We start from the raw sequence: 24,765 nt of genomic DNA, 5'->3' as shown, positions 1-24,765 counted from the left end.
TCGCCGAGGGGAGATCTTCACCGGGAGGCGGACCGCTCGGGGAAAGCGGTCCGAGGGGAATGACCCTGGGAGCTCGGGGCTCCGGGTCAGCACAGGGGAGGACAGGCCCCGGCGCCGCACGGCGCCGGGGCCCTCTCCACACTCACGGCACATCCTCCCGCCCCCTCCCCGGCCGGATGCATCGCCTCACGACAGCCTGGCACGCGAAACGGCCGAGCGCTGCGATTCAGCGCACTGAATCCTGGAATCGCCGAGATCGACGGATCGCCACAACTCCCGCTCCATTACCGGGAATTACGGGGAAGGGAACCCGAAGACGACAGCTACCGCCGACTCAGCGCTTCGCGACGAAGACATGGGAGGCGACGTCCGCCTCCAGCTCGGCCGCCTCACCACCGCTGCCCACGAGCACACCACCCGCGGACTCGGTCACACTCACCACCGACCCCGGCTGCACGCCCGCCCGGCGCAGGGTGTACATCAGCTGCGCGTCGGTCTGGATCGGCTCGCCGATACGGCGCACGACGACCGTCTTGCCCTCGACGCCGGGGTCGAGATCGGCCAGCGAGACCATGCCCTCGTCCAGGAACGGATCGGCACCGTCCTTCTCGCCGAGCTCCTCCAGGCCGGGGATGGGGTTGCCGTACGGCGACTCGGTGGGATGCCGCAGCAGCTCCAGCACCCGCCGCTCCACGGCCTCACTCATCACGTGCTCCCAGCGACACGCCTCGGCGTGCACCTGCTCCCACTCCAGCCCGATCACATCGACGAGCAGACACTCGGCCAGCCGATGCTTGCGCATGACACGGGTGGCCAGCCGCCGACCCTCGTCCGTGAGCTCCAGGTGCCGGTCGGTCGCCACGGACACCAGCCCGTCACGCTCCATCCGCGCCACCGTCTGACTGACGGTCGGCCCGCTCTGGTCCAGCCGCTCGGCGATCCGGGCGCGCATGGGGACCACACCTTCCTCCTCCAGCTCGAGGATGGTGCGGAGATACATCTCCGTGGTGTCGATCAGTCCGGACATACGTGCCCCTCGATTAGCTCTGCGATTAGCTCAGCCGGAAGCGAGACAGCTCCACGGCGCGTGCGCTGGCCCTGCAGTCAATTCTGCCGGATACCACTGACAACCGTGCCGCGCCGTTGAAACGAGCGAATTTCCGAGATCGCCCGGGCGCGCACCCCCCAAGCCCGCACAGGCCGCCGCAGGCGCCCCGCCGTATTGACACCACACTGGTCCAGACCGCACGGTGATCCGCAACACACCCCCGGAGGAGCCCGCATGAGCGACAGCAAGCCGGCCGACCAGTTCATCGACGCCGCGATCGGCCTGCTCCAGCGAGTCCGTACCGAGGAGGCCGAGAACATCGAGGCAGCCGGCACCCTGCTCGCCGACACCGTCGAAAGCGGCGGCCGCCTCTTCGCCTTCGGCGCCGGCCACTCCTCCCTCGCCGCCCAGGACATCGTCTACCGCGCCGGCGGCCTCGCCCTGATGAACCTGCTGGCGGTCCCCGGCGTCGTAGGCGTCGACGTCATGCCCGCCACCCTCGGCTCAGCCCTGGAACGCGTGGACGGCCTCGCGAGCGCGGTCCTGCACAGCTCCCCCCTCCGCGACGGCGACGCCCTCGTGATCATCTCCCTCTCGGGCCGCAACGCCCTCCCCGTAGAGATGGCCATGACCGCACGGGCCCTCGGCATCAGGGTCATCGGCGTGACATCAGTGGCGTACGCCTCGGAGACGAAGTCCCGCCACACGTCGGGCACCTACCTCAAGGACCACTGCGACATCGTCCTCGACTCGAAGATCGCGATCGGCGACGCGGAGCTCACCCTCGACACGATCCCGGCCCCTTTCGCCCCCGCGTCCACGGTCGTCACCAGCGCGCTCCTCCAGGCCGTCATGGCCACGGCAGCCGCCACCCTGGCCGCCCGCGGCATCGAGCCCCCACTCCTGCGCTCCGGCAACGTGGACGGCGGCCACGACTGGAACAACCGGGTGTTCGAGAAGTACGGCGACAGGATCTTCTACCGGCACTGACACGGCAGCGCTAATCAAAGCCCTCCGAACCCTCCCCGCCCCTGGAACCCTCCGAGCCCAGGGCCCCCGCCAGATCCAACGCGGAAGCGATCCGCACCGCCACCCCCTCCGCGTACACCGCGTCGCCCCGCTCGAACGCACTCCGCCCGGCGCCCCGCAGAAACGTCACGACCCCGAGCGTGCGCCCCCGGCTCCGCAACACGGCGCACAGCGCGTGCACCGTATCCGCCGGCCACTGCCGGCCCACCGCCCACGCACGCGCCTGCTCCGCCGGCACATCGCCCGCGTCGGCCCGCACGGACCCGGCCCGCGCCACACACCGCAACGCCGGATGCCCTTCGCCGTACCGCACCGGCAACCCGGCCTCCCCGCCGAGCAGACTCGGCCCCGGCGCACCGGAGGGCGTCACCGCGATCCGAACCAGCCGCACCGGCCCGGCCGTGTCCGCGTCCATGACCGCCCCGCCCGCGACCCGGTCGATCAGCGCGTGATCGGCGAACCCGGCCAGCGCGAAGTCCAGATGCACGGTCGCCGCCTCGGCGGGGTCCTCGCACTCCGCGGCGGCCCGAGCCGCCCGGTGCAGCTGATTGGTCCGGAACCGCAGCTGCGCCGCCTCCTGCTCGGCCTGCTTGGCCTCGGTCATGTCCTGGAAGAGCCAGCCGACCCCCAATGGAACCGGTTCCTCCGCGAGCGGCGAGGCCAGCCGTACGAAGCCACACCGCCAGCACCGACGCCGCTCGCCCTCCGGCGTCCGTACGCTCACCCAGATCTCGGCCGGCGCGGGCGGCGCGCCCTCCGCCAGCACATGCGTGAGCGCGCTCTCCAGCTCCTCGACCCCCTGGGCGAGCAACTCCCCCAGTGGCCGCCCGAGCACGGACGTACGCCCGATACCCAGCGCCCGAGCCGCATGAGCGTTCACCACCGCCGGCCGCAGATCCGCGTCGACGAGCACCACGCCCCACGACGCGTCCTCGAACAGCGCCTCGCTCAGCGCGATCGACCGCTCCAGATCGATCTGCACATGCACCTCGCTGAAGGCGCAGTACAGCCCGGCGGGCTTCCCGTCCGGCCCCCGCACGGCCGCCGACTGCGTCCGTACGAGGACCCGCCCGCCGTCCTTCGTCAGCAGGGCGAACTCGTGCACCTGCCGCCCGGGGGCCTGCATGGCGGACATCAGCCGCCCCTCGACGTCCTGGGCATCGGCCTCCCGCACGGCCCACCCGGCGAACCCGTGCCGCCCCACGGCCTCGGCCGCACTCCACCCGAGGATCCGCTCCGCCTCACGGTTCCAATGGGTGACGACCCCGTCCGCGTCGAAGGCGCACAGGGCCGCGTCCATGCCGTCCAGCAGCGCGGCCAGCAGATCCGAGCCGCCTGCCGAACCCTCCGAACCACCTGCCGGACCGTCCGGACCGTCCCGCTCGGGTTCGTCCGGCCCCAGCTCGTCGGTGGTCCCACTACGCCGGGAAGCACTCACCTGGACCCCCTGCCAAGCTGCGTCCGCACGTACGACGCGTCGGTTCGCTCACTTGCAATCATCTAACTCGAACGTGACGCAGCACACACCATGTTCCCCAAGATTGAAGGAATCGTTGTACGAGCGCTGTACGAGTCGCTGTGGGCCTACTCCAGCCGCAGGTCCACCCACAGATCGGTCTCACCGTCCAGCACATACCGATCGATCTCGACGAACCCCCGCGCCTCGGCGAACCGCAGCCCGTCCTCGTTGACGGCCAGCACACACGTCTCGATCGCCTTGGCGCCCAGCACGCGCGCGCGGGCGAGCCCGTCCTCGTACAGCCGCGTGCCGTACCCGCGCCGCCGGTACCCGGGCAGCACGCGCGCGATGACCGTCGCCACCGCGTCCTCGCCCTCCGGCGGGCGCACGGTCGAGCAGCCGACGAGGACGTCACCGACGTACGCGTTCCGCAGGCGGTACCTCCTGCCGCGCTCCCTTACCTCGTCGAGATCCATGGCCGCGGGCGGAACGATCACGTTGTGGACGTGCCGCCACTGCTGAAGCATGGCCTCGCCGTCGACCGGCGCGATGCGAAGTCCGGGAAGGTCAGGCACGAGCGCCGCTCCCCCGCCGGGCGTAGACCTCGATCTCGATCTTCATGCGAGGGTCGGCGAGCCCGCACATCATCATCGTCGCCGCCGGCCGCACCTCCCCGAAGTACCGCCGCAGCACCGGCCAGCACGGCTCGAAGTCCTCCCGCTCCGGCAGCAGGTACCGCACCCGCACCACATCGGCGAACGAACACCCCGCCTCCTCCAGCGCGGCCCCCACGTTCCGCAGACACTGCTCGGCCTGCTCCACCACGTCCGCGGAGATCGTCATCGTCGCGTAGTCGAACCCGGTCGTCCCCGACACATGCACCCAGTCCCCGTCGACCACGGCACGCGCGTACCCGATCTGCTCCTCGAAGGCCGAGCCGCTGAGTATCGCCTGCCGCACCGCCTGCTGCTCTGTCATGTACGGAACGCTAGGTGACCTGCCCGGACAGGTCCAAGGAAAAAAGCTGTTGATCGCGGCCGAGCCGCTTCTTAGGGTGTGGAGCACACGAGAAGGGAGGTGGTTCGGCAGATGTATGAATACCGGACGCGTGAGGTGGCTGCGGGCTAGCGGCCCGTCGCCCCACCCAGTGCGGTGCCGGACCGGCACGTGAGAGACGCGTGCAGCCGGCCCAATCCCAAGCAGTCACCCGACCCGCGAGCTCGCCGGTACGTCCGGCCGGCTCCCCCGCCCCGGCGGAGGGACCCGAGCTCGCGGGTCGTCTGCTTTCGTACCGCCCGCACCTGCCCCAGCTCAGGGACTGAGCCGCTCCACCCGCCAGCTCCCGTCCTGCTCCGCCACATACCGCAGCCGGTCGTGCAGCCGGTTCTCCCGCCCCTGCCAGAACTCCACCGCCTGCGCCGCCACCCGGAAACCGCCCCAGTTCGGCGGCGCCGGCACCTGCTCGCCCTCGGGATAGCGCGCGGCCAGCTCGGCGTACGAGCCGTCGAGGTCGGCGCGGGTGGCGATGACCGAGGACTGGGCGCTGGCCCAGGCGCCGAGCTGGGAGCCGTGCGGGCGGGTGCGGAAGTACGCCGCCGTCTCGTCGCGGCCGGTGCGTCGCGCCACGCCCGTGACGATGACCTGCCGGGCCACCGGGTGCCAGGGGAAGAGGAGGCAGACGTACGGGTTCTCGGCGAGGTCGCGGGCCTTGCGGGAGTCGTAGTTGGTGTAGAAGACGAAGCCCTGCTCGTCGAAGTGCTTCAGCAGCACCGTGCGGGAGCTGGGACGCCCCTCGGCGTCCGCGGTGGAGACGATCATCGCGTTCGGCTCGAAGAGGTGGGCCTCCGCCGCGGCCTGCTTGAACCAGCGCGCGAACTGCTCCACCGGAGTGGCGGCCAGGTCCTTCTCGGCGAGACCCTCGGCCCGGTAGTGCTTGCGCATGGCGGCGGGGTCGGGGACGGGCTCGGCGGGATCGAGGGGCACGGCGTCTCGGTCGGTCACGCGGTCATCTTGCCGTATGCGGCGGGCGCCGTCCGGGACGGTGCCGTACCCCACCGCATGGCACTGAGTGCCGCAAGGCCTCCCCAAAGGTGGCACTCGGGGATATCGTTCTGATGTCGTCGCGGTTTGGATGACCGTCGGCCGCACGGGGCATCACAGGGGTACGCGTACGCCGGACCGCGAGTCTGTCGAGTGACCGTGGATCCACCGGGCTGTCCCGATCTCTGCCGACCGACATGTGGTCGTCCCACCCACAACCCATCCGTCGCACACATCACGAGGAGCCGCCTGATGTCCGACTTCGTACCCGGACTCGAGGGAGTCGTCGCGTTCGAGACGGAGATCGCCGAACCGGATAAGGAGGGCGGCGCACTCCGGTACCGGGGCGTCGACATCGAGGATCTGGTCGGCCATGTCTCGTTCGGCAACGTCTGGGGACTGCTCGTGGACGGCGCCTTCCGGCCCGGTCTGCCGCCCGCCGAGCCCTTCCCGATTCCCGTGCACTCCGGCGACATCCGCGTCGACGTCCAGTCCGCGCTCGCCATGCTGGCGCCCGTGTGGGGCCTGAAACCGCTTCTGGACATCGGCGAGGAGCAGGCCCGGGAGGACCTGGCACGGGCCGCCGTCATGGCCCTCTCCTACGTCGCCCAGTCCGCGCGCGGCCAGGGCCTGCCGATGGTTCCGCAGCGCGAGATCGACAAGGCCCAGTCCGTCGTCGAGCGCTTCATGATCCGCTGGCGCGGCGAGCCCGACCCCAAGCACGTGGCTGCCGTCGACGCCTACTGGACGTCCGCCGCCGAGCACGGCATGAACGCGTCCACCTTCACGGCCCGCGTCATCGCCTCCACCGGCGCCGATGTGGCCGCCGCCCTCTCCGGCGCCGTAGGAGCCATGTCCGGCCCGCTGCACGGCGGCGCGCCCTCCCGTGTCCTGCACATGATCGAGGAGATCGAGCGCACCGGCGACGCCGAGGCGTATGTGAAGCGGACCCTCGACAAGGGCGAACGCCTCATGGGCTTCGGCCACCGCGTCTACCGCGCCGAGGACCCCCGCGCCCGCGTCCTGCGCCGCACCGCCCGGGAGCTGGGTGCCCCCCGCTTCGAGGTCGCCGAGGCCCTGGAGAAGGCGGCCCTGGAGGAGCTGCACAATCGGCGCCCGGACCGGGTCCTGGCCACCAACGTCGAGTTCTGGGCCGCCATCATGCTGGACTTCGCGGAGGTCCCGGCGCACATGTTCACGTCGATGTTCACCTGTGCCCGTACGGCCGGCTGGTCGGCGCACATCCTGGAGCAGAAGCGCACCGGCCGCCTCGTGCGCCCCTCCGCGCGCTACATCGGCCCGGGCCCGCGCGACCCGCGCGACGTCGAGGGCTACGCGGACATCGCCCACTGATCCCGGGCGCTCCGGGATCCCCGACCCCTCCGGCGGGCCGGCGTCACGCGGCGCGGACCAGCTCCGTGTGACGCCGCTCGGCGGCCGGCCCGCGTCGGCGAAGTCGCCGTACGGAACGTGACTGATCCACTGCGCCAGTATGCTGGGTCGGCTGCGGCGCCCCTCACCATCATTCGTCCCCACGTGGTGAGTTACGGCGCGCGGCACTGAGACGTCCCACGGCATGAGGATGAGAACAGGTGCTGATAGCGGGCCGCTACCGGCTGAGCGAGTCGATCGGGCGCGGTGGGATGGGGGAGGTCTGGCGGGCGTACGACGAGACGCTCGCCCGTGCGGTGGCCGTCAAGCTCCTGCTGCCCCAGGACTCCGACCCCACCGCCGCCTCCCGGTTCCGGCTGGAGGCGCGGACCGCGGCACGGATCGACCATCCGAACGTGGTCGGCGTCCGGGACTTCGGCGAGCACGACAACCGGCTCTTCCTGGTGATGGAGCTGATCGAGGGTGACAGCCTCGCCAGGGTCGTGTCGCAGTTCGGCGCGCTGCCCGCCGAGCGCGTGGCCCGTATCGCCGCCCAGGCCGCCGCGGGTCTCGCCGCCGCGCACCGGGAGGGCATCGTCCACCGGGACATCAAGCCCGGCAACCTGCTCCTGGACGCCGACGGCACCCTCAAGATCGGTGACTTCGGCATCGCCCGCTTCCTGGACGACCCCGGCGCCGCGCTCACCGCCACCGGACAGATCGTCGGCACGAGCCTCTACCTCGCCCCCGAGCGGGCCCTGGGGAAGCCGGCGGGCCCGGCCTCCGACGTGTACGCGCTGGGCTGTGTGCTCTACCAACTCCTCACCGGCCGCCCGCCGTTCCACGCGGACACCGCCATCGCCATCCTGCACCAGCACCTCGACGCCGCCCCCGTACCGCCCCGCGAGCTGGGCGTCCCCGGCCTCCCGCCCGCCTTCGAGAACTACCTCCTCGGCCTGCTCGCCAAGGACCCCGAGCACCGGCCCACCGCTCAGCAGGCCGCCGACTGGTTCGCCGACGGAGCCTGGCAGGGACGCCCCGAGCCGTTGCCCGACACGGCCTCGCCGTCCGGGCGGCCGACGGTCGCGTCGGCGCCCGCCCCCGGGCCACAGGTGGGTGAGACCAGCACCCCGACCACGTACATGCTGCCGTCGGCCCAAGGGACGGCGTCCGTCGGCCGAACCAGATCCGGATCCAGATCCAGGCCCCAGTCCCGGACCGGGTCCCTGTCCCGGATCGCGACACGGCGCGTGGTCGTCACGGCCGCCGGAGCGGTGCTCTTCGTGGCCGCGATGTTCCTCGGCATGCTGTGGTTCTCCCCCGACAACACCGGGACGGAGGGCACGAAGTCCGAGGCACCCCCCAGCCCGAGTGCCTCCGCATCTGTGTCCCCCCTGCAGTCGAGCCCGTCCCCGACCGCGTCCCCATCGCCGACTCCGGCGGTGGAGACGAGCGCCGGTCCACAAGGGCAGGACGAGGAGAAGCAGGCGCCGAAGAAGCGGGACCAGCAGAAGCAGCGCGAGGCGTGGCAGGACGACGACGAGAGCGGCGAGGACGACTGAGGGTCAGAGCTTGCCCCACACGTACGCCGTACGGTGGCCGTCCAGAAGCTCGGATATCCGGGTGCGGAACTCCTCGGTGAACGGGGGCCAGTTCCAGAACTCGAAGCCGAGGTGGGCGAAGGCGAAGTAGTCGTCGGCCCAGGCCCAGTCGGGCAGGGGGACGGGCCTGGTGCATGCGGGGCAGTCGACCTGGGCCGTGCCCGTCTTGTGCCAGACGTCGATGGCCAGGCCGAACGGCACCCAGACGTCGTTGATCAGGTCCCACTCGTCGGTGATCAGCCTGGTGGTGACCCCGCAGCGCGGGCAGGTCACCGCCTCCGGCCCGCCCTGCCCGCCGTGGAAGACCGTGCGCCCGGTGTACACGGCGAGACCGTCCCAGGGATCCGCGTCGGCGTCGTCCGGTGCCACAGCGCGCTGCCAGTTCGGGCCCGGAGGATGGCCGAGCGGCTGCCCGAGAACGCAGTCCGTGAGCTCGGCGAGCACGATTCCCTCGGCCACCAGCCACTCGACCACGCGCTCGGCGAGCTGTGGCGCCTGCTGCGGGCTCGCCCCGAGGTCGACGATCGCCTGGAAGTGATCACCCATACCCGAACAGTAAGTCCCGCCACTGACAACGCCCTCAGCCCAGCGCCTCCTCCAGCAGCACCGCCCACTGCGCCACCACACGGTCGCGGCGGACCGTGTCGTCGGTGAGGAGGTTCGCCAGGCCCAGGCCGCGGGCCATGTCCAGGAGGCCCTGGACCGTCTCCCGTACGCCCGGCCTGGACTCGTCGGCACCCAGGAGGTCCACGGCGATGCGGTGGGTCTCGCGGCCCACCCGGGCCTCCAGTTCGGTGACCCTCGGGCGCAGTTGCTCCTCGTTCGACGCGGCCACCCACAGGTGCAGGGCGGCGCGGAACAGCGGGCCGGTGTAGAGGTCGACGAGGGCGGACACGACCGCACGCCGGTCGCCCGCGGCGCCTTGCGGGAACAGGGCGCGCAGGGCGAGGGAGCGTTCCTCGGCGACGTACTCGACCGCCGCGGTGAAGAGGTCCTCGCGGGTCGGGAAGTGGTGCTGGGCGGCGCCGCGGGAGACTCCGGCGCGTTCGGCGACGACGGAGACCGTGGAGCCCGCCCAGCCGTGCTCGGCGAGGCAGGCCACGGCGGCCTCCAGGAGCCGTTGCCGGGTGGCGCGGCTGCGGTCCTGTTTGGGCACACGGTCCGCTCGGTCCACGCGGTCGCCGACTGTGCTCACACCGCCCATTCCGGATCCCGTCTTTCGAGGAAGGCCGTCATCCCCTCGCGGGCCTGCGCGGAGGAGAACAGCCGGGCCGAGAGCGCGGTCAGGTCGGCCGCGTCCCGGTCGAAGGTCTCCAGCACCTTAGCCGTGAGCAGCGCTTTCGTCTCGGCCAGGGCCTGGGGGGAGGCGCGGCGCAGACCGTCCAGGACGGGGGCCAGCGTCTTGTCGACGTCCTCGCCCTCGGCCGTGAGCAGGCCGATGCGGGCCGCCTCCGGCGCGGTGAAGCGTTCGCCGGTGAGGTAGTAGCGGGCCAGGGCGCGCGGGTCGGTGCGGGGCAGCAGCGGCAGGGAGATCACCGCGGGGGTGACGCCTATGTGCACCTCCGTGAAGGCGAAGGTGGCCTCGCGCGACGCCGCCGTGATGTCGCAGGCCGCGAGCAGGCCCAGGCCGCCCGCGCGTACGTGGCCGGTGACGCGGGCGACGACGGGTTTGGGCAGCTCCACGATCTGCCGGAGCAACGCCACCAGTCCCTGCGGCGGCGGGGGATCGCGCAGGTCGGCGCCCGCGCAGAAGGTGTTGCCGGTGTGGGTGAGGACGATCGCGCGTACGTCGGCGTCCTTGGCGCAGTCCGTCAGCGCGTCGGTCAGCTCGCCCACCAGTACTGCCGAGAGCGCGTTGCGGTTGTGCGGGGAGTCCAGGGTGAGGGTTTCCACGGCACGCGCGCGTGTACGGGCGATCAGCGTCATGCGCCTTGCCTGAGTGCCCGCAGTTCGCGGCGCAGGATCTTGCCGGAGGTGGCCCGCGGGACGCTGTCCGTGAAGGTGACCTGGCGGACGCGCTTGTAGGGGGCGACGCGTTCGGCGACGTACATCATGACCTCTCCTTCGGAGAGGTCGGTGGCGGTGGGCTGGCGGACCACGTACGCGTGCGGGACTTCGTTGCCGTCGTCCTCGTAGACGCCGATCACCGCCGCGTCCGCGATGCCGGGGTGGGTGAGCAGGAGGGCCTCCAGTTCGGCGGGGGCCACCTGGAAGCCCTTGTACTTGATGAGTTCCTTGACCCGGTCGACGACGAACAGCCAGCCGTCGGCGTCGACATGGCCGACGTCGCCGGTGTGCAGCCAGCCGTCGGCGTCGATCATCTCGGCGGTGGCGTCGGGGCGGTTGAGGTAGCCCTTCATCATCTGGGGGCCACGGATGATGATCTCGCCGGACTCGCCGACGCCTAGGTCCTTGCCGGAGTCGTCGAGGGAGACGATGCGCATCTCGGTGCCGGCGATGAGCCTGCCGACCGTTCCGGGGGGCGCGTCGTTCATGGCGCCGAGGGGTACGAGGTGGGTGGCGGGGGACAGTTCCGTCATGCCGAACGCCTGGCCGACCGGCGGCAGGCCCAGGCGCTGCGAGCAGGCCACCGCGAGCTTCGCGTCCAGCGGCGCGGCGGCGCTGACGATGTACTTCAGTGACGACAGGTCGTACTGCTCGACCAGCGGGTGCTTGGCGAGGGCGAGGACGATCGGCGGGGCCACGTACAGGCCGGTGATGCGGTGGTTCTGGATGGCGGCGAGGAAGGTCTCCAGCTCGAACCGGGGCAGGACGACGACCGTCGCACCGGTCCTCAGCGGCTTGTTCATCAGGGCCGTCAGGCCGTAGATGTGGAACAAGGGCAGCACGGCGAGGATGCGGTCGCCGGGGCCGGTCGGGAGGGCGGGTTCGATCTGGGCGAGGTTGGTGGCGATCTGGCGGTGGGTGAGCATCACGCCCTTGGGTATGCCGGTGGTGCCCGACGAGTACGGCAGGGCCGCGACGTCCGTCACAGGGTCGATGTCGACCTGCGGTTCGGGGGCGGCGGACGCCAGCAGGTCGATGAGGGACCGGTGTCCCGGCGCGCTGTCGCACACGAAGATCTCCTGCACGCCGCCCGCAAGTTCGGCGGCGTGGCGTGCCGTCTCCAGCAGCGGCGAGACGGTGACTATCCAGCGGGCCTCCGAGTCCTTCAGCTGCTTGGCGAACTCTTCGGGCGTGGCGAGCGGGTGCACCATCGTGACCGAGGCACCCGCGCGCGTGGCGGCGTAGAACGCCGTGGGGAAGGCGACCGTGTTGGGGCTGTGCAGGGCGAGGACGTCCCCCTTGCGTAGGCCCGCCTCGGCGAGGGCGGCGGCGACGCGCCGGTGGAAGCGGTCGAGCTGTTCGTACGTGAGGGTGGTGCCGTCCGTGCCGTCGATGAGCGCGGGTGTGTCACCGAACGCGGCGGCCCCGCCCAGCACGGCCTCGTGGATGGGGAGCTCTACGGACGGGACCTCTGCGTATTCGCTGCGGAACACGGTTTCTCCTTGCGCAGGTGCCGGTCAGTACGACCTGGGCATACCGAGGGACTGGTGGGAGACGTAGTTGAGAATCATCTCCCGGCTCACCGGAGCGATCCGGGACACGCGCGCGGCGGTTATCAACGCGGCAAGTCCGAATTCTCGGGTGAGTCCGTTTCCGCCAAGAGTATGCACAGCCTGGTCGACCGCCCTCACGCAGGCCTCCCCGGCCGCGTACTTCGCCATGTTGGCGGCCTCGCCGGCGCCCACGTCGTCACCGGCGTCGTACAGGTACGCCGCCTTCTGCATCATCAGGCGGGCCAGTTCGAGGTCGATGTGCGCCTGGGCGAGGGGGTGCGCGATGGCCTGGTGGGCGCCGATGGGGGCGTTCCATACGGTCCGCTCGCGCGCGTACTCGACGGCACGGGCGAGGGCGTACCGGCCCATGCCTATCGCGAAGGCGGCCGTCATGATGCGTTCGGGGTTGAGGCCGGTGAAGAGCTGGAGGAGGCCCGCGTCCTCGTCGCCGACGAGGGCGTCGGCGGGGAGCCGTACGTCGTCGAGGGTGAGCTCGAACTGCTTCTCGGCGGCGTTGAGTTCCATGTCGATCTGGCGGCGCGTGAAGCCTTCGGCGTCGCGCGGGACGATGAAGAGGCAGGGTTTGAGGCGGCCGGTGCGGGCGTCCTCTGTGCGGCCGACTATGAGGGTGGCGTCGGCTATGTCGACGCCGGAGATGAAGACCTTGCGGCCGTTGAGTACCCAGTCGGCGCCGTCCTTGCGTGCCGTTGTCGTGATGCGGTGGCTGTTGGAGCCGGCGTCGGGCTCGGTGATGCCGAAGGCCATGGTGCGGGTGCCGTTCGCCAGGCCGGGGAGCCATTCGCTCTTCTGCGCGTCGGTTCCGAAGCGAGCGATGACTGTGCCGCAGATGGCCGGAGACACGATCATCATGAGGAGGGGGCAGCCTGCGGCTCCCAACTCCTCCAGAACTATGGAGAGTTCGGCGATTCCGCCGCCTCCGCCGCCTTGTGCCTCCGGCAGGTTGACGCCGAGGTAGCCGAGCTTGGCTGCCTCGGACCAGAGTTGTTCTCGGTCGAAATTGCGGCCGTGGCGCTTGCCGAGGGCGGCTACTGCGGATCGCAGGGCCTTGTGTTCTTCGGATTCGAGAGTGGGGGGCATGGGGGCTCCTTCCGGCTGCGGGTTCGTCGGGGCTGGTCGCGCCCACGCGGCGGTAGCCGCATATCGATACAGCCCCGCGCCCCTAGGTTTCTTGCACTACCGCCAGCAATGCGCCGACCGTCACCTGATGGCCAGGCACGGCGTGCAGAGCCGTGAGCGTCCCTGTGACCGGCGCCGCGATCTTGTGCTGCATCTTCATCGCCTCCAGCCACAGCAGGGGCTCTCCGGCCCGTACAGCGGCTCCTGCGGTCAGGCCCTCGGCGACTCGTACGACCGTCCCCGGCATCGGCGCGAGCAGGGAACCCGGCGCGTGCTGAGCCGTCGGGTCCGGGAAGCGGGGTAGCGCGGTGAGGCGTGTGGCATTGACGTGGATCTCGTCGCCGTACCTCGCGACCTCGAAGTTCCTTCGTACGCCGTCCACTTCGAGGACGACCAGGGCGGCATCGGCGTGCACGACCCGCACCCCGTCGGCCTCCAGGCCCACGCGCGTGTGCCGGTAGCGGACCTCGTGCTCCTCGCCCGCCATGACGTATCGCTTGACCTGCGGCTGGGACGGCACGTTGCGCCAGCCGCCGAAGCGGGAGCGGCCGTGGGCGGCGGCGAGGGCGGCGGCCAGGGGGGCGTACGGGTCCGGGGCCGGCTCGGTCAGTTCGGTGAGGTGGCGGTCGTAGAAGCCGGTGTCCGTCCGGGCGGTCGTGAACTCCTCGTGGCGCAGGGAGCGGACGAGGAGGTCCCGGTTGGTGACCGGGCCGTGGAGCGTCGCCCGCTCCAGGGCACCCGCGAGCTTGCGGATCGCGCCCGCGCGCGTGGGGGCGTGGGCGACGAGCTTGGCGAGCATGGGGTCGTAGTGGACGCCGATCTCGTCGCCGTCGGTGAAGCCGGTGTCCAGGCGGACGCCTTCGGGTACGGCGAGACGGCGCAGGGTGCCGGTCTGCGGGGCCCAGTCGTGGGCCGGGTCCTCGGCGTAGAGGCGGGCCTCGATCGCGTGGCCACGCGCGCGTGGGGGCTCGGTTTCGAGGGCGTGGCCCTCGGCCACCTGGATCTGGAGGGCGACCAGGTCGATGCCGTGCACGGCTTCCGTCACGGGGTGTTCGACCTGGAGGCGGGTGTTCATCTCCAGGAAGTGGGGCTTGCCGTCGGCGACGAGGAACTCGACGGTGCCGGCGCCCACGTAGTCCACAGCGCGCGCGGCGCGTACGGACAGCGCGCACAGCTCCTCCGCGAGGCCCGCGGACAGGCCGGGTGCCGGGGCCTCCTCGATGACCTTCTGGTGGCGGCGTTGGAGGGAGCAGTCGCGCGTGCCGAGGGCCCAGACCGTGCCGTGCGTGTCGGCGAGGATCTGCACCTCGACGTGGCGGCCGTTCTCGATGTACGGCTCGACGAACACCTCGCCGTCGCCGAAGGCGCTCGCGGCCTCGGTGCGCGCGCTCTCCAGGGCGGCGGTCAGCTCCTCCCGACGGCGCACGACACGCATGCCGCGCCCGCCGCCGCCCGCGGCCGCCTTCACCAGCACGGGCAGGTCGGCCTCGGTCACCTCGCCCAGGGGCGCCAGCCCCATCAGCTCCTTGGCGCGCGTCTTGGACGCCATCGCCTCGATGGCCTCCGGCGGCGGTCCGATCCAGACGAGTCCCGCGTCGAGGACGGCGCGTGCGAAGCCGGCGTTCTCGGAGAGGAAGCCGTAGCCGGGGTGGACGGCGTCCGCACCGGACGCGACGGCCGCCTTCACGATCAGGCCGCCGTCCAGGTAGGTGTCGGCGGGCGCCGCTCCCGGCAGTCGTACCGCCGTGTCGGCCACGCGCGCGTGGAGGGCGTTCGCGTCGGCGTCCGAGTGCACGGCGACCGTCCGGATTCCCCACTCACGGCAGGTGCGGAAGATGCGGCAGGCGATCTCGCCCCGGTTGGCGACCAGCAGACTCGAAATCATGGACCTCACATCCGAAAGACGCCGAAGCCACCGCGTGCACCCTCATAGGGGGCCGTGTGGATGGCGGACAGGCACATACCGAGGACGGTGCGGGTGTCGCGCGGATCTATGACGCCGTCGTCGTACAGCCGCCCGGACAGGAACATGGGCAGCGACTCCGACTCGATCTGCTGCTCCACCATCGCGCGGAGGGCGGCGTCGGCGTCCTCGTCGTACGGCTGGCCCTTCGCGGCGGCCGACTGCCGGGCGACGATCGAGAGCACGCCGGCGAGTTGCTGGGGGCCCATGACGGCGGACTTGGCGCTGGGCCAGGCGAAGAGGAAACGGGGGTCGTAGGCGCGGCCGCACATGCCGTAGTGGCCGGCGCCGTAGGACGCGCCCATGAGGACGGAGAGGTGGGGCACGCGGCTGTTGCTGACCGCGTTGATCATCATCGCGCCGTGCTTGATGATGCCGCCCTGCTCGTACTGGCTGCCCACCATGTAGCCGGTGGTGTTGTGCAGGAAGAGGAGGGGGATGTCCCGCTGGTTCGCCAGCTGGATGAACTGGGCCGCCTTCTGGGACTCCTCGCTGAACAGGACCCCTTGGGCGTTCGCCAGCACGCCGATCGGATAGCCGTGCAGGGCCGCCCAGCCGGTGGTCAGGCTCGTGCCGTACATCGGCTTGAACTCGTCGAAGTCGGAGGCGTCGACGATCCGGGCGATGACCTCGCGCGGGTCGAAGGGGGTCTTGAGGTCGCCGGGGACGATGCCGAGGAGTTCGTCGGCGGAGTACTTGGGGGGTTCGGCGGGGCCCGGATCGCCGTACGCCTTGCGGTGGTTGAGGCGGGCGACCACGCGGCGTGCCTGGCGCAGGGCGTCCGGTTCGTCGACGGCGAAGTAGTCGGCGAGACCCGACACGCGCGCGTGCATCTCCGCACCGCCCAGCGACTCGTCGTCGCTCTCCTCGCCGGTGGCCATCTTCACCAGGGGCGGGCCGCCGAGGAACACCTTGGCGCGCTCCTTGACCATGATCACGTGGTCGGACATGCCGGGGACGTAGGCGCCGCCGGCCGTGGAGTTGCCGAAGACGACCGCGACGGTGGGGATCCCGGCCGCCGACAGCCGCGTCAGGTCCCGGAAAATGGCGCCTCCGGGGATGAAGATCTCCTTCTGGGACGGGAGGTCGGCGCCGCCCGACTCGACGAGGTTGATGACGGGCAGCCGGTTGGCGAGCGCGATGTCGTTCGCGCGCAGGGCCTTCTTCAGCGACCAGGGGTTGCTCGCGCCGCCGCGCACGGTCGGGTCGTTGGCGGTGATCAGGCACTCCACGCCCTCGACGACCCCGATGCCGGTGACGAGGGAGGCGCCGACGGTGTGGTCGCTGCCCCAGGCGGCCAGCGGCGACAGCTCCAGGAAGGGCGTGTCGGGGTCGAGGAGCAGTTCGACGCGCTCCCGGGCGAGGAGCTTGCCGCGCTTTCGGTGCCGCTCGACGTACTTGTCGCCGCCGCCCGCGAGGGCCTTGGCGTGCTCGGCGTCGAGGTCGGCGAGCTTGGCGAGCATGGCGTCGCGGTTGGCCCGGTGGTCGGGGCCGGTGGTGTCCAGGGTGGAGGGCAGGACGGTCACAGCAGACTCTCCGGGATGTCCAGGTGGCGGGAGCGCAGCCATTCGCCGAGCGCCTTGGCCTGCGGGTCGAAACGGTGCTGCGCGGCGACGCCCTCGCCGAGGATGCCCTCGACGACGAAGTTGAGGGCGCGGAGGTCGGGCAGGACGTGCCGGGTGACGTCCAGCTCGCGGCTCTCGGGGATCAGCTGCTGGAATGTGCCGACCGTCAGCTCGTGCGCGAGCCAGCGCCAGGACTCGTCCGTACGCGCCCACACACCGACGTTGGCGTTCCCGCCCTTGTCCCCGCTGCGGGCACCGGCGACCAGGCCGAGCGGCGCGCGTTTGGTGGGCCCGGCCGGAAGGGGCTCCGGAAGCGGCGGCTCGGGAACGTCGTCGAGTGCGACTGTGTCGTGGGCCGGCGGCACAGTGATCCGGCGTCCGTCGTGGAGGACGGCCACATGGTCTACGGCACCATGGGGGACGTACACACCCTCGAAGACCCCATAGGGCGTGCCCTTTCCAGGTGGCGCGAGCACATGGAAGCCGGGATAGCTGGCGAGCGCCAGCTCCACCGCCGCCCCGCTCAGCAACCGCCCGACGTTCTCCTGGACCGGGTCCCTCACGACCAGCCTGAGCAGCGCGCTCGCGGTCTCCTCGGTCGAGGCGTCGGGCCGGTCGGTGCGGACGAGGTCCCAACGCACCTCGGCGGGCTCGGACTTGGCGAGGGCATCACTCATCTGCCGCCGCACGAGAGCCGCCTTGGACTCGATCTCCAGCCCGGTCAGGACGAAGACGACCTCGCTCCGGAAGCCGCCGAGGCGGTTCACGCCGACCTTGAGGGTCGGGGACGGGGCCTCGCCCCGTACGCCCTCGATCCGCACCCGGTCGGGGCCGTCCTGGGTGAGCCGTACGGTGTCCAGGCGAGCGGTGACATCCGGTCCCGCGTACCGGGCGCCCGCCGTCTCGTACAGCAGCTGGGCCGTCACCGTGCCGACGTCGACGAAGCCGCCGGTGCCGGGGTGCTTGGTGATGACGCAGGTGCCGTCCTCATGGAGCTCGGCGAGCGGGAAGCCGGGGCGGCGCAGGCCGCCGCCGCTCTTCCGGAACTCGCCGAAGAAGGCGTAGTTGCCGCCGGTCGCCTGCGCCCCGCACTCCAGCACATGCCCGGCGACGACGGCGCCCGCGAGCCGGTCGTACTCCCCCGGGCCCCACCCGAAGTGTGCGGCGGCGGGCCCGGTGACCAGGGCCGCGTCGGTCACCCGCCCGGTCACCACCACGTCGGCGCCCTCGCGCAGGCAGGCCGCGATGCCGAAGCCGCCGAGGTAGGCGTGGGCGGCAAGACTGTCCGGATACCGGTCCTTGAGGTCGTCGCCCTCGACATGGGCGACGCGTACGGGGATGCCGAGCCGGTCCGCCAGCTTCCGTACGGCGTCGGCGAGTCCGGCCGGGTTGAGGCCACCGGCGTTGGTGACGACACGGACCCCCCGCTCGTGCGCGAGCCCGAGGCACTCCTCCAGCTGCCGCAGGAAGGTACGGGCGTATCCGCCGCCGGGGTCCTTCAGCCGGTCCCGGCCGAGGATCAGCATGGTCAGCTCGGCGAGGTAGTCGCCGGTGAGGACGTCGAGTTCGCCGCCGGTGAGCATCTCGCGCATGGCGTCGAAGCGGTCGCCGTAGAAGCCGGAGGCGTTGCCGATCCGCAGCGGACGGGGCGCCGGTGTCACCGTGCGGCCCCCTTCGGCGCTCGGCCCTCGCCGGGCGGGCCCGCGAAGACCTGGGCGATGTCGAACCAGCGGTCGGCGTCCGGGCCCTCGGCGCGCAGGGCGAGGTCACCGCGGTGGGCCCGCTGGGTGACCAGCAGGCAGAAGTCGAGGGCGGGGCCGGTCACGCGCTGCGGGGCGTCTTCGGGGCCGTAGGTCCACAACTCGCCGGAAGGTGAGACGAGTTCGACTCGGAAGGCGTCGAGCGGCGCGGGGAGTCCGTGCACACCGAAGGCGAAGTCCCGGGTCCGTACCCCGATCCACACCACATGCCTCAGCCGGTCGGTAGGTGTGCGCACCACACCCAGTGCGTCGGCGACATCCAGACCGTGGGCCCAGGTCTCCATAAGTCGGGCCGTGGCCATGGAGGCGGCCGACATGGGTGGGCCGTACCAGGGGAAGCGGGCTCCCTGGGGCGCCTCGCGCAAGGCCGTGTCGAGGGCGAGGCGCCCTTCCCGCCACCGCGCCAGCAGCTCGGCGGGCGGGAGGCCGGCCCCCTCCTCCGCCCCCTTGTCGACGAACGACCCCGGCGTCGCCAGCGCCTTCTCCACCAGCGTCTGGAAGGCCTCCACGTCGGTCACCGCCAGCAGCGCCGAGCGGTCCGTCCAAACGAGGTGCGCGATCTGGTGGGCGACGCTCCAGCCGGGCGCGGGAGTCGCGAGCGCCCACCGCTCGGGGCTCAACTCGGCGACCAGCCGGTCGAGTTCCTCGCTCTCCTCGCGCAGATCGTCGAACACGGGCGTCGGATCGGGCACGGTGCGCTCCCCTCGGGCACGGCGGTGTGCGGGGTGGTGCGGCGGGGTCGTACGGCGTGGTGAGGAGCATGGCAGCGCGGGCGAAAACAAGCAAGCGTGCTTGCATTAATCTCGCCCCGGTGGCCGCGAGGAAGAGAAACCAGGCGTAAAGACGAGCGCCGCAGCTCTGGTGTCGAAGGAGCACTATCGCTCGGACGCCGTACGCAATGAACCCGTCGATGAACACCGGAAACAGGTAGCTCAGGGTCTCCCGGGCGTGGACCGCGATGGCGATCTGCCGCAGTGCGTCGTAGGAGAACGCGAAGCCGGCCGCGCCGAGCAGGATGATCGCGGAACGGTCCCAGGCCGTCATACCGCGAAGGCTGTAGACACCCTGCGGCTCGGTCACCGGCTCCTGTATGTGCGCGCGAGACATCAGAGATTGCCTCCGTCGCGCGGGTCGATGGACTGCCAGGCCGGTGTCTGGGACAGCAGTTGCCCGAGCTGTTCCAGCGACGTCACCTCGTGCACATGCTGACTCGGGCAGCTCACGCACGACACCCGCAGCAGGATGCGCTCCGTGCCTCCCTGGTCGGTGTAGTACAACTCCAGGTGCTGGCCCCCGACGGTGTCGAGCGAGGCGAAGGCTTGCAGGTGTTCTTCGAAGGAGAGGAGACCCAGGACCTCCCAGTCGAGGGTGACCGCCTCGTCGCCCAGGAGGCGGCGCGCGTACTTCGAGGCTGCTGCGACGGATCTCGGCCCCCAGGTGCGGAAGGCGTTCTCCCGCGCGGCCGTACGCCGCTCCTCGGCGGTCGTGCGGTGCCTTGGCCGCAGCGAACATGATCGGGTGACTCATTGGGGGCCTTCCAGGGAGTTGCAGGTGCGGATCACGTCGCCGTCGCCGGATTCGTTGGCGAGGCGGAGGAGAACGTCGGCGTGGCACGGCACGTCGAGGGGACAGGTGCACATCAGGTCCCGACCGCGCAGGGCGCGGGCGAACCGGGCGGCGTAGCAGCGGCCTACCAGGCCGCGGAGCGTGGCGGCGAAGAGATCCACGGCCTCTGCCGCGTCCATCGGCGGGCCGAGGGGAGAAGGAGCGCGGTCTCCCGCCCTGAACGGGTTCGCGAATCGGCTGCGGGGGCCGACGTATACACAGGCTGTGGGCAAGTCTGCGGCGTCTTGGGACGCTCCGCGAAGACGGACGGGCATCAGGCTGCCCTCCCGCCACGCCGCCGGTCGGCGCCGATCATCGGGACGAGGCTGCCGGAGAAGGCGGAGAGGACGAGTCTGCTGCGGTCGCTGAGGCTGAGGAGCCTCCGCGGACACTCGCCGAGAAAATGACTCTCCTCATTGAGCGCTCGTACCCGGCGGGGACCGCACCGGGGGACGAAGAGATCGCGGACGCGGTGAACGCCTACGCGGGCTCGCAGGTAACTACGGCCGCGAACGTCGAGGCCCTTCGAACGGGAACCGACGAAGCCCCCGCGCCAGTTGTCCTGGAAGGTCTCGCCCAGTTCTTCGGCGTCGCTCGGATGTACTTCGAGCCGGACGACGCTGTCGCCCGTCAGGTCTACGAAGGGCTTCGCCTGATGTCGGCGGCCAAGCAGGGGAAGGTGGGCCGAGTCCGAGCCCGCGGGATCGGTTCCGAGGGCCTGTCGGCCGACGTCCTCTCGATCCTGAACGACCTCGCGACCGAGCTGGACAAGAAGACCGGTCCCGACGCCAACAGCTAGGGCCTGTTGCGAAAGTGGATCTTCTGTCAGAGGACGGTATGTGAGTGCATAGGTGATTTGTCGTCGCCTGAACGCGTGCAGGACGGTATCCTGGCCGGCTGGCGGCCATGGGCGTGCTGGGCTGGTCGCCGTGAGCGAGTGCAAGCCCTACAAGGCCGACCTGTCCGACGAGCAGTGGCCGCGAAGCAGGGGCACACTCCGGTGCGGCACCTACGAAACGCGCAGGGGCGGCCTCGTCGAGTCGGTGGGGCTCTCCGATCGCGAGGCTGTCCAGCTCGGGACTGATCCGGGCTTCATCATCGAGTCGGACACGTCCACCGACGGGTCATGAGAATGTCAGCAGGCCCGAGCGAGAGCAGCACGGCGCGCAACCGGATCGGGTGACCTTGAGTTACCGCGAACGGCGGAACAGCGTTCTTGTCATGCAAGCTGATGAGGTCACACGACAAGGACATCTCCCTGTGAATCTTTCGTCTCGCGCCGCCCTTCTCGCCCTTGCCGCGGCCGCCGCCGTCGGTACTTCCGCCGCTCCCGCCGCCGCGGGTGGCATCGGCGCGATCGGACTGCCGGCCCACGACAACTACTGCGCGAACGTCGGGCAGCAGTCGCAGGCCGACCGCACCCAGGAGGGTGCGGCCCCGCTGGGCGCCAACCTGGTGCAGGCGCCGCTGCTCATCCAGCGCAACAGGTGCGCCAACACCGACTACGGCACCGGGCTGGGCGGGCCGCTGGGCGCGTGACGGAGCACGGAGGACAGCGGTGACCGAGACGGTTGTGGCAGCAGACTCGCACGTTGTGGTGGTGTCGCTGCGCAAGAGCGGCACCCACCTGATCGGTGAGGTGATGAAGGCGCTGGGCTATGCGCCGTTCGGCGCCGTACGGGCGTCCGACGACGTGGAGTTCGCCGACCCGGTACAGGTACGGCGGCTTCTGAAGGTCGCCTACGGGTCCGAGGAGGCCGCACGGCTGCTCGGCGGCCACGACCGAACGGCGCTGGCGGCAGCGTTCGAGGCCGTCGTCGCGGCCCTGCACAAGGTGTGGGCGATCCGGCTCGGGGCGCCCACACCGCTGTCCCTGCCCGGCGTTCCCGGGGTGGACGCCGGCCTGGTGGGGCGTCTGCTGTGCCCGCCGGAGGCCGCCGACTTCCATCTGCTGCCCGGCCGGTGCTGCTGGTTCGTCCACCAGCTCGACCTCACCGCAGCCGACCCCGCCTTCCTCAATACCTGGCTCGACACCGGCAGGCCGAGGATCATCTTCAACTACCGGAGCCTGCCGGACATCCTCGTTTCCACCATCAACTTCCTGGTCCGCGACGCGCCACCGGACCGGCCCGACCCGGTGGGTACCTTCCCAGACCACCGCGTCTACCGCGACATCCTGCGCTCCCTGCCCGACATGGACGCCCGACTCCACCTCGCCCTGACCGACCCCGGCTTCCCCGGCATGGAGACGGCCCGCCGTTCCCTGTGGCTGCTGCGCCACCCGGCCGTGTGCAAGGTGTCGTTCGAGGAACTCATCGGGCCTCACGGCGGCGGCACCAGCATCGCCCAGCAGGCCGCCGTCGCCCGCATCGCCGACTTCCTCGGCAACCACGCCGCCCGCCCCGCAACCATCGCCGAGCAGATCTTCAACCCGAACTCCTTCACCTTCCACCAGGGCAGGACAGGAACATGGCGCGAGAACTTCGGCCCGCGCCATGAGGAACTCCTCCAGCGCAACTACGGTGACGTCGCGTCTGCGTACCGAGGCCCTGGGCTACGTGCCTGAGCCTCCGCCTGGCGGGCACGCCACGTGGCGTGCTTACTGGGCGGCGGTGGGGGTGCCCGAGGCAGAGTTGCCGGCCGGTGCCGGGGAGATTCCGGAGTCGATCATCGATCCTGCGGGACGTGGACCGAGGGTGTGGTTCCAGCAGGTACCGGACGCCATCCGATATGGAGAACCACCCATACATCTGCGCCTGATTCACGACCGGAACCTCATCTGCGAAGTCTCCGACGGCAGTGCCAACGCCCCTCACATGCGACGCGCCCGCACCTTCGACGAGGGCGGCCGAGGTCTGCTCCTGGTCGCCCAGCTCACCCTCGCCTGGGGCACCCGCCAGACCAACGAGGGCAAAACCATCTGGGCGGAACAGAACCTGGCGTGAGCGGCAGAGTTCGGCCCCGGAGCCACGGTGTCCCGGGGGGCGCGGTTGGCCAAGATCACCCGTGCGGCGCCGATGGCCGACAGTCACGGGGCCTCACCGGCCTCTCGCGCGGGACGAATCCGGCCGGCGCACTCGCGGTGGAGTGGCACCGTCGTCCGTAAGAGACCGGTCACTGCCGAGTACTCGTGAGATCTGAGCCACAGCCCGCCCCTGGAACCTATGCTCACTTGATACTTTTCGGTGGCATAAACGCGACTGTGCCCGTTCCTCTCCTCTGCGTACCGCACCCGAAGTTGTCACTGTTGACATGCTCGTGCCGGTCGTGGGGATGAAGGCACGGCGGCAGGACTGCGCCCCATCTGCCCGCGACGAAGCGTGCTGCCACCGTCGACAGTCGTCCTGGAGGCTCCAGGACGCGCGAGCCGTTGAAGGCGAGAAGGAACGTGATGCTCAGGATCGTCAACACCTTCGACCGCAAAGCGCACCCGGAGATCAGCCCGTACGACACCCAGGCCGTGGCGGTCGTCGCCATGGGCGACCGGCAGGTGTACGACAACGTCGAGATCTGGAGCCACCAGGACACCCTGTACGTCAAGGGGGTGACGCCCACGACCCAGGCCCGGCAGTACTTCGTCGGCTGTCACATCCGGGGAGACGTGGACTTCATCTTCGGCAACGCCACCTCGGTGATCGCCCTGTCCACGATCCAGTGTCTCCCGTGGCCCAACGGCACGATACTGGCGCCGAGCACCGACGACACCAATGGTCAAGGGATCCTGATCGACAGTTGCACGATCAAGACCGACGGTGTGCCGAACGACACGATGCACCTCGGCCGACCGTGGCTCAACACGGCGAGCGCATATCCCCGGGCGACAGTGCGCAACTGCGAAATCGGCCCGGGCATCAACGCCGACTCACCCTGGATCGAAATGGTCCCCGGCCAACCCTGGTATTACAGGACCAACTTCAATCAGTACCACAACTTCGGCCCCGGAACCGACAACACCCCGCCACTGCCTGAAGAGTATGGGGACGTTTACACCGCCCGGAAGTTCCTGGCCGGCAGCGACGGATGGGACCCGATCACGCACGGGTGGTGACTCCACCGAGGTGAACCACGGCGGGGCCGGGACAGCACGACCGTCCCGGCCCCGCCGCTGTGTCCTCCGCCAACCTCTGGCCGGCCGTAGCACCGCGCCAGCTGTAACCGCCGACGCCAGGGCGCCCGCCCCGCGCACGAGGCCCGTGCAACTCGTGGACCGCAGGACTTCGTCACTTCGCAGGAGCCATGCCTGCGGTCCGATCAGGCTTGTGAGCGAGCAGCCGTTCACCGAAGGCGGCGTCCTCCAGGGCGATGGAGGTCACCCGCCGGGGTCCTGTCCGGTTCCGGTGGGTCTTCGGGCTGCGCCGTAACCCACTCAACGGTCCTTCCTGCCGGTGAGGCAGGGTCTCCGTGCGGCTGTACCGGAGAGTGGCTCGAACGGGAAGGGGTCGCATTCCCGCGTGCGTGATCGAAATCGCCTCCGCCTGTGTTGGTGATGTGCCGCTGTCTCTGGGTGTGCTGACCGCGCCGAATTCGCCGGGGTGGTCGCCCTGTTCAATGGCGGCCGTCACTGCACGCCGCCGACTGGCCGTCGCCGCCGGCGTCACCCTCGTGCAACTTTGATCTTGAACGGTGA

Annotated in this window: 24 protein-coding genes and 2 pseudogenes; 9 read left to right on the top strand and 17 right to left on the bottom strand. The window is 70.7% G+C overall.

What is annotated here, in order from left to right; genetic code table 11:
* Positions 1 to 334: 334 nt before the first annotated feature.
* The gene (locus tag QQM39_RS25210; RefSeq protein WP_062703554.1) at positions 335 to 1,027 is read right to left on the bottom strand and encodes a metal-dependent transcriptional regulator; all 693 of its coding nucleotides are present in this window, start codon (positions 1,025 to 1,027) and stop codon (positions 335 to 337) included.
* Positions 1,028 to 1,282: 255 nt separating this feature from the next.
* Between QQM39_RS25210 and QQM39_RS25205 the strand changes: the two genes are divergently transcribed.
* Positions 1,283 to 2,038, top strand: coding sequence for an SIS domain-containing protein (locus QQM39_RS25205; RefSeq protein ID WP_301999802.1), 756 nt, complete (start codon positions 1,283 to 1,285; stop codon positions 2,036 to 2,038).
* A 10-nt stretch (positions 2,039 to 2,048) separates the two neighbouring features.
* On the opposite strand, the gene QQM39_RS25200 is transcribed toward QQM39_RS25205, so the two are convergent.
* The 4 genes from QQM39_RS25200 to pdxH form a co-directional block, all read right to left on the bottom strand.
* The gene (locus QQM39_RS25200) at positions 2,049 to 3,515 is read right to left on the bottom strand and encodes a PAS domain-containing protein (RefSeq protein WP_301999801.1); all 1,467 of its coding nucleotides are present in this window, start codon (positions 3,513 to 3,515) and stop codon (positions 2,049 to 2,051) included.
* Between the two features lie 146 nt (positions 3,516 to 3,661).
* Complete coding sequence (locus QQM39_RS25195) at positions 3,662 to 4,063, bottom strand: GNAT family N-acetyltransferase (protein ID WP_302003716.1); 402 nt, start codon at positions 4,061 to 4,063, stop codon at positions 3,662 to 3,664.
* 40 nt (positions 4,064 to 4,103) lie between these two features.
* Positions 4,104 to 4,514 (bottom strand): RidA family protein, encoded by a 411-nt coding sequence (locus QQM39_RS25190; protein WP_301999800.1) that lies wholly within the window; start codon positions 4,512 to 4,514, stop codon positions 4,104 to 4,106.
* A 333-nt stretch (positions 4,515 to 4,847) separates the two neighbouring features.
* Positions 4,848 to 5,537 carry a pyridoxamine 5'-phosphate oxidase gene (pdxH, locus tag QQM39_RS25185; protein WP_301999799.1) on the bottom strand — a complete coding sequence of 230 codons (690 nt, stop codon included), beginning with the start codon at positions 5,535 to 5,537 and terminating at the stop codon, positions 4,848 to 4,850.
* A 291-nt stretch (positions 5,538 to 5,828) separates the two neighbouring features.
* On the opposite strand from pdxH, the gene QQM39_RS25180 reads away from it, so the two are divergent.
* Together QQM39_RS25180 and QQM39_RS25175 are read left to right on the top strand one after the other, a co-directional pair.
* A complete protein-coding gene (locus tag QQM39_RS25180; RefSeq protein WP_301999798.1) occupies positions 5,829 to 6,929 on the top strand; it encodes a citrate synthase 2 in 1,101 nt (366 codons plus the stop codon).
* 239 nt (positions 6,930 to 7,168) lie between these two features.
* Complete coding sequence (locus QQM39_RS25175; RefSeq protein WP_301999797.1) at positions 7,169 to 8,509, top strand: serine/threonine-protein kinase; 1,341 nt, start codon at positions 7,169 to 7,171, stop codon at positions 8,507 to 8,509.
* Positions 8,510 to 8,512: 3 nt separating this feature from the next.
* Here QQM39_RS25175 and QQM39_RS25170 read toward each other — a convergent pair whose 3' ends face one another.
* The 12 genes and pseudogenes from QQM39_RS25170 to QQM39_RS25115 all read right to left on the bottom strand — a co-directional run bounded on the left by QQM39_RS25170 (position 8,513) and on the right by QQM39_RS25115 (position 20,413).
* Positions 8,513 to 9,094 (bottom strand): hypothetical protein, encoded by a 582-nt coding sequence (locus QQM39_RS25170; protein ID WP_301999796.1) that lies wholly within the window; start codon positions 9,092 to 9,094, stop codon positions 8,513 to 8,515.
* A gap of 34 nt (positions 9,095 to 9,128) precedes the next feature.
* A complete protein-coding gene (locus QQM39_RS25165; protein WP_301999795.1) occupies positions 9,129 to 9,752 on the bottom strand; it encodes a TetR/AcrR family transcriptional regulator in 624 nt (207 codons plus the stop codon).
* Complete coding sequence (locus QQM39_RS25160; RefSeq protein WP_301999794.1) at positions 9,740 to 10,474, bottom strand: enoyl-CoA hydratase family protein; 735 nt, start codon at positions 10,472 to 10,474, stop codon at positions 9,740 to 9,742. The genes QQM39_RS25165 and QQM39_RS25160 overlap by 13 nt, the downstream gene beginning before the upstream one ends.
* Positions 10,471 to 12,048, bottom strand: a complete 1,578-nt coding sequence (locus QQM39_RS25155) for a 4-coumarate--CoA ligase family protein (protein ID WP_301999793.1) — start codon at positions 12,046 to 12,048, stop codon at positions 10,471 to 10,473. The genes QQM39_RS25160 and QQM39_RS25155 overlap by 4 nt, the downstream gene beginning before the upstream one ends.
* A 24-nt stretch (positions 12,049 to 12,072) precedes the next feature.
* Positions 12,073 to 13,206: an acyl-CoA dehydrogenase family protein gene (locus QQM39_RS25150; RefSeq protein ID WP_301999792.1), complete on the bottom strand. Its 1,134-nt coding sequence runs from the start codon at positions 13,204 to 13,206 to the stop codon at positions 12,073 to 12,075.
* An 82-nt stretch (positions 13,207 to 13,288) separates the two neighbouring features.
* Positions 13,289 to 15,130, bottom strand: coding sequence for a biotin carboxylase N-terminal domain-containing protein (locus tag QQM39_RS25145; protein ID WP_301999791.1), 1,842 nt, complete (start codon positions 15,128 to 15,130; stop codon positions 13,289 to 13,291).
* A gap of 5 nt (positions 15,131 to 15,135) precedes the next feature.
* The gene (locus QQM39_RS25140) at positions 15,136 to 16,734 is read right to left on the bottom strand and encodes an acyl-CoA carboxylase subunit beta (protein WP_301999790.1); all 1,599 of its coding nucleotides are present in this window, start codon (positions 16,732 to 16,734) and stop codon (positions 15,136 to 15,138) included.
* On the bottom strand, positions 16,731 to 18,434 hold the full coding sequence (locus QQM39_RS25135; protein WP_301999789.1) for an acyclic terpene utilization AtuA family protein: 1,704 nt from the start codon (positions 18,432 to 18,434) through the stop codon (positions 16,731 to 16,733). Before QQM39_RS25135 ends, QQM39_RS25140 begins: the two co-directional genes overlap by 4 nt.
* Positions 18,431 to 19,225: a TIGR03084 family metal-binding protein gene (locus QQM39_RS25130; RefSeq protein WP_301999788.1), complete on the bottom strand. Its 795-nt coding sequence runs from the start codon at positions 19,223 to 19,225 to the stop codon at positions 18,431 to 18,433. The genes QQM39_RS25135 and QQM39_RS25130 overlap by 4 nt, the downstream gene beginning before the upstream one ends.
* 130 nt (positions 19,226 to 19,355) lie before the next feature.
* A pseudogene (locus QQM39_RS25125) lies at positions 19,356 to 19,577 on the bottom strand (DUF2637 domain-containing protein); the annotation flags it as partial.
* 62 nt (positions 19,578 to 19,639) lie between these two features.
* A complete protein-coding gene (locus QQM39_RS25120) occupies positions 19,640 to 20,038 on the bottom strand; it encodes a DUF6195 family protein (protein WP_302003715.1) in 399 nt (132 codons plus the stop codon).
* Positions 20,039 to 20,056: 18 nt separating this feature from the next.
* Positions 20,057 to 20,413, bottom strand: a complete 357-nt coding sequence (locus QQM39_RS25115; RefSeq protein ID WP_301999787.1) for a DUF4326 domain-containing protein — start codon at positions 20,411 to 20,413, stop codon at positions 20,057 to 20,059.
* Positions 20,414 to 20,541: 128 nt separating this feature from the next.
* On the opposite strand from QQM39_RS25115, the gene QQM39_RS25110 reads away from it, so the two are divergent.
* The 6 genes and pseudogenes from QQM39_RS25110 (at position 20,542) to QQM39_RS25085 (ending at position 24,186) form a co-directional block, all read left to right on the top strand.
* On the top strand, positions 20,542 to 20,937 hold the full coding sequence (locus tag QQM39_RS25110; RefSeq protein WP_301999786.1) for a hypothetical protein: 396 nt from the start codon (positions 20,542 to 20,544) through the stop codon (positions 20,935 to 20,937).
* Between the two features lie 130 nt (positions 20,938 to 21,067).
* Positions 21,068 to 21,268 (top strand): hypothetical protein, encoded by a 201-nt coding sequence (locus QQM39_RS25105; protein WP_301999785.1) that lies wholly within the window; start codon positions 21,068 to 21,070, stop codon positions 21,266 to 21,268.
* 130 nt (positions 21,269 to 21,398) lie between these two features.
* Positions 21,399 to 21,677, top strand: coding sequence for a hypothetical protein (locus tag QQM39_RS25100; protein ID WP_301999784.1), 279 nt, complete (start codon positions 21,399 to 21,401; stop codon positions 21,675 to 21,677).
* 19 nt (positions 21,678 to 21,696) lie between these two features.
* Complete coding sequence (locus QQM39_RS25095) at positions 21,697 to 22,704, top strand: hypothetical protein (protein WP_301999783.1); 1,008 nt, start codon at positions 21,697 to 21,699, stop codon at positions 22,702 to 22,704.
* A 139-nt stretch (positions 22,705 to 22,843) separates the two neighbouring features.
* Positions 22,844 to 23,083: pseudogene (locus QQM39_RS25090) on the top strand (ATP-binding protein); the annotation flags it as partial.
* Between the two features lie 446 nt (positions 23,084 to 23,529).
* Positions 23,530 to 24,186 carry a pectinesterase family protein gene (locus QQM39_RS25085; RefSeq protein WP_301999782.1) on the top strand — a complete coding sequence of 219 codons (657 nt, stop codon included), beginning with the start codon at positions 23,530 to 23,532 and terminating at the stop codon, positions 24,184 to 24,186.
* The last annotated feature ends 579 nt before the right edge of the window (positions 24,187 to 24,765 follow it).

This window comes from Streptomyces sp. DT2A-34, assembly GCF_030499515.1.
GTDB lineage: Bacteria > Actinomycetota > Actinomycetes > Streptomycetales > Streptomycetaceae > Streptomyces.
Note: the sequence above shows the minus strand (reverse complement) of the source record. Positions and strands in the feature narration are given on the sequence as shown.

Coding starts and splice junctions, on each gene's coding strand:
- QQM39_RS25210 (WP_062703554.1), bottom strand. CDS start 1,027: ATGTCCGGACTGATCGACACCACGGAGATGTATCTCCGCACCATCCTC.
- QQM39_RS25205 (WP_301999802.1), top strand. CDS start 1,283: ATGAGCGACAGCAAGCCGGCCGACCAGTTCATCGACGCCGCGATCGGC.
- QQM39_RS25195 (WP_302003716.1), bottom strand. CDS start 4,063: ATGCTTCAGCAGTGGCGGCACGTCCACAACGTGATCGTTCCGCCCGCG.
- QQM39_RS25190 (WP_301999800.1), bottom strand. CDS start 4,514: ATGACAGAGCAGCAGGCGGTGCGGCAGGCGATACTCAGCGGCTCGGCC.
- QQM39_RS25180 (WP_301999798.1), top strand. CDS start 5,829: ATGTCCGACTTCGTACCCGGACTCGAGGGAGTCGTCGCGTTCGAGACG.
- QQM39_RS25170 (WP_301999796.1), bottom strand. CDS start 9,094: ATGGGTGATCACTTCCAGGCGATCGTCGACCTCGGGGCGAGCCCGCAG.
- QQM39_RS25165 (WP_301999795.1), bottom strand. CDS start 9,752: ATGGGCGGTGTGAGCACAGTCGGCGACCGCGTGGACCGAGCGGACCGT.
- QQM39_RS25160 (WP_301999794.1), bottom strand. CDS start 10,474: ATGACGCTGATCGCCCGTACACGCGCGCGTGCCGTGGAAACCCTCACC.
- QQM39_RS25150 (WP_301999792.1), bottom strand. CDS start 13,206: ATGCCCCCCACTCTCGAATCCGAAGAACACAAGGCCCTGCGATCCGCA.
- QQM39_RS25145 (WP_301999791.1), bottom strand. CDS start 15,130: ATGATTTCGAGTCTGCTGGTCGCCAACCGGGGCGAGATCGCCTGCCGC.
- QQM39_RS25115 (WP_301999787.1), bottom strand. CDS start 20,413: ATGCCCGTCCGTCTTCGCGGAGCGTCCCAAGACGCCGCAGACTTGCCC.
- QQM39_RS25110 (WP_301999786.1), top strand. CDS start 20,542: ATGACTCTCCTCATTGAGCGCTCGTACCCGGCGGGGACCGCACCGGGG.
- QQM39_RS25085 (WP_301999782.1), top strand. CDS start 23,530: ATGCTCAGGATCGTCAACACCTTCGACCGCAAAGCGCACCCGGAGATC.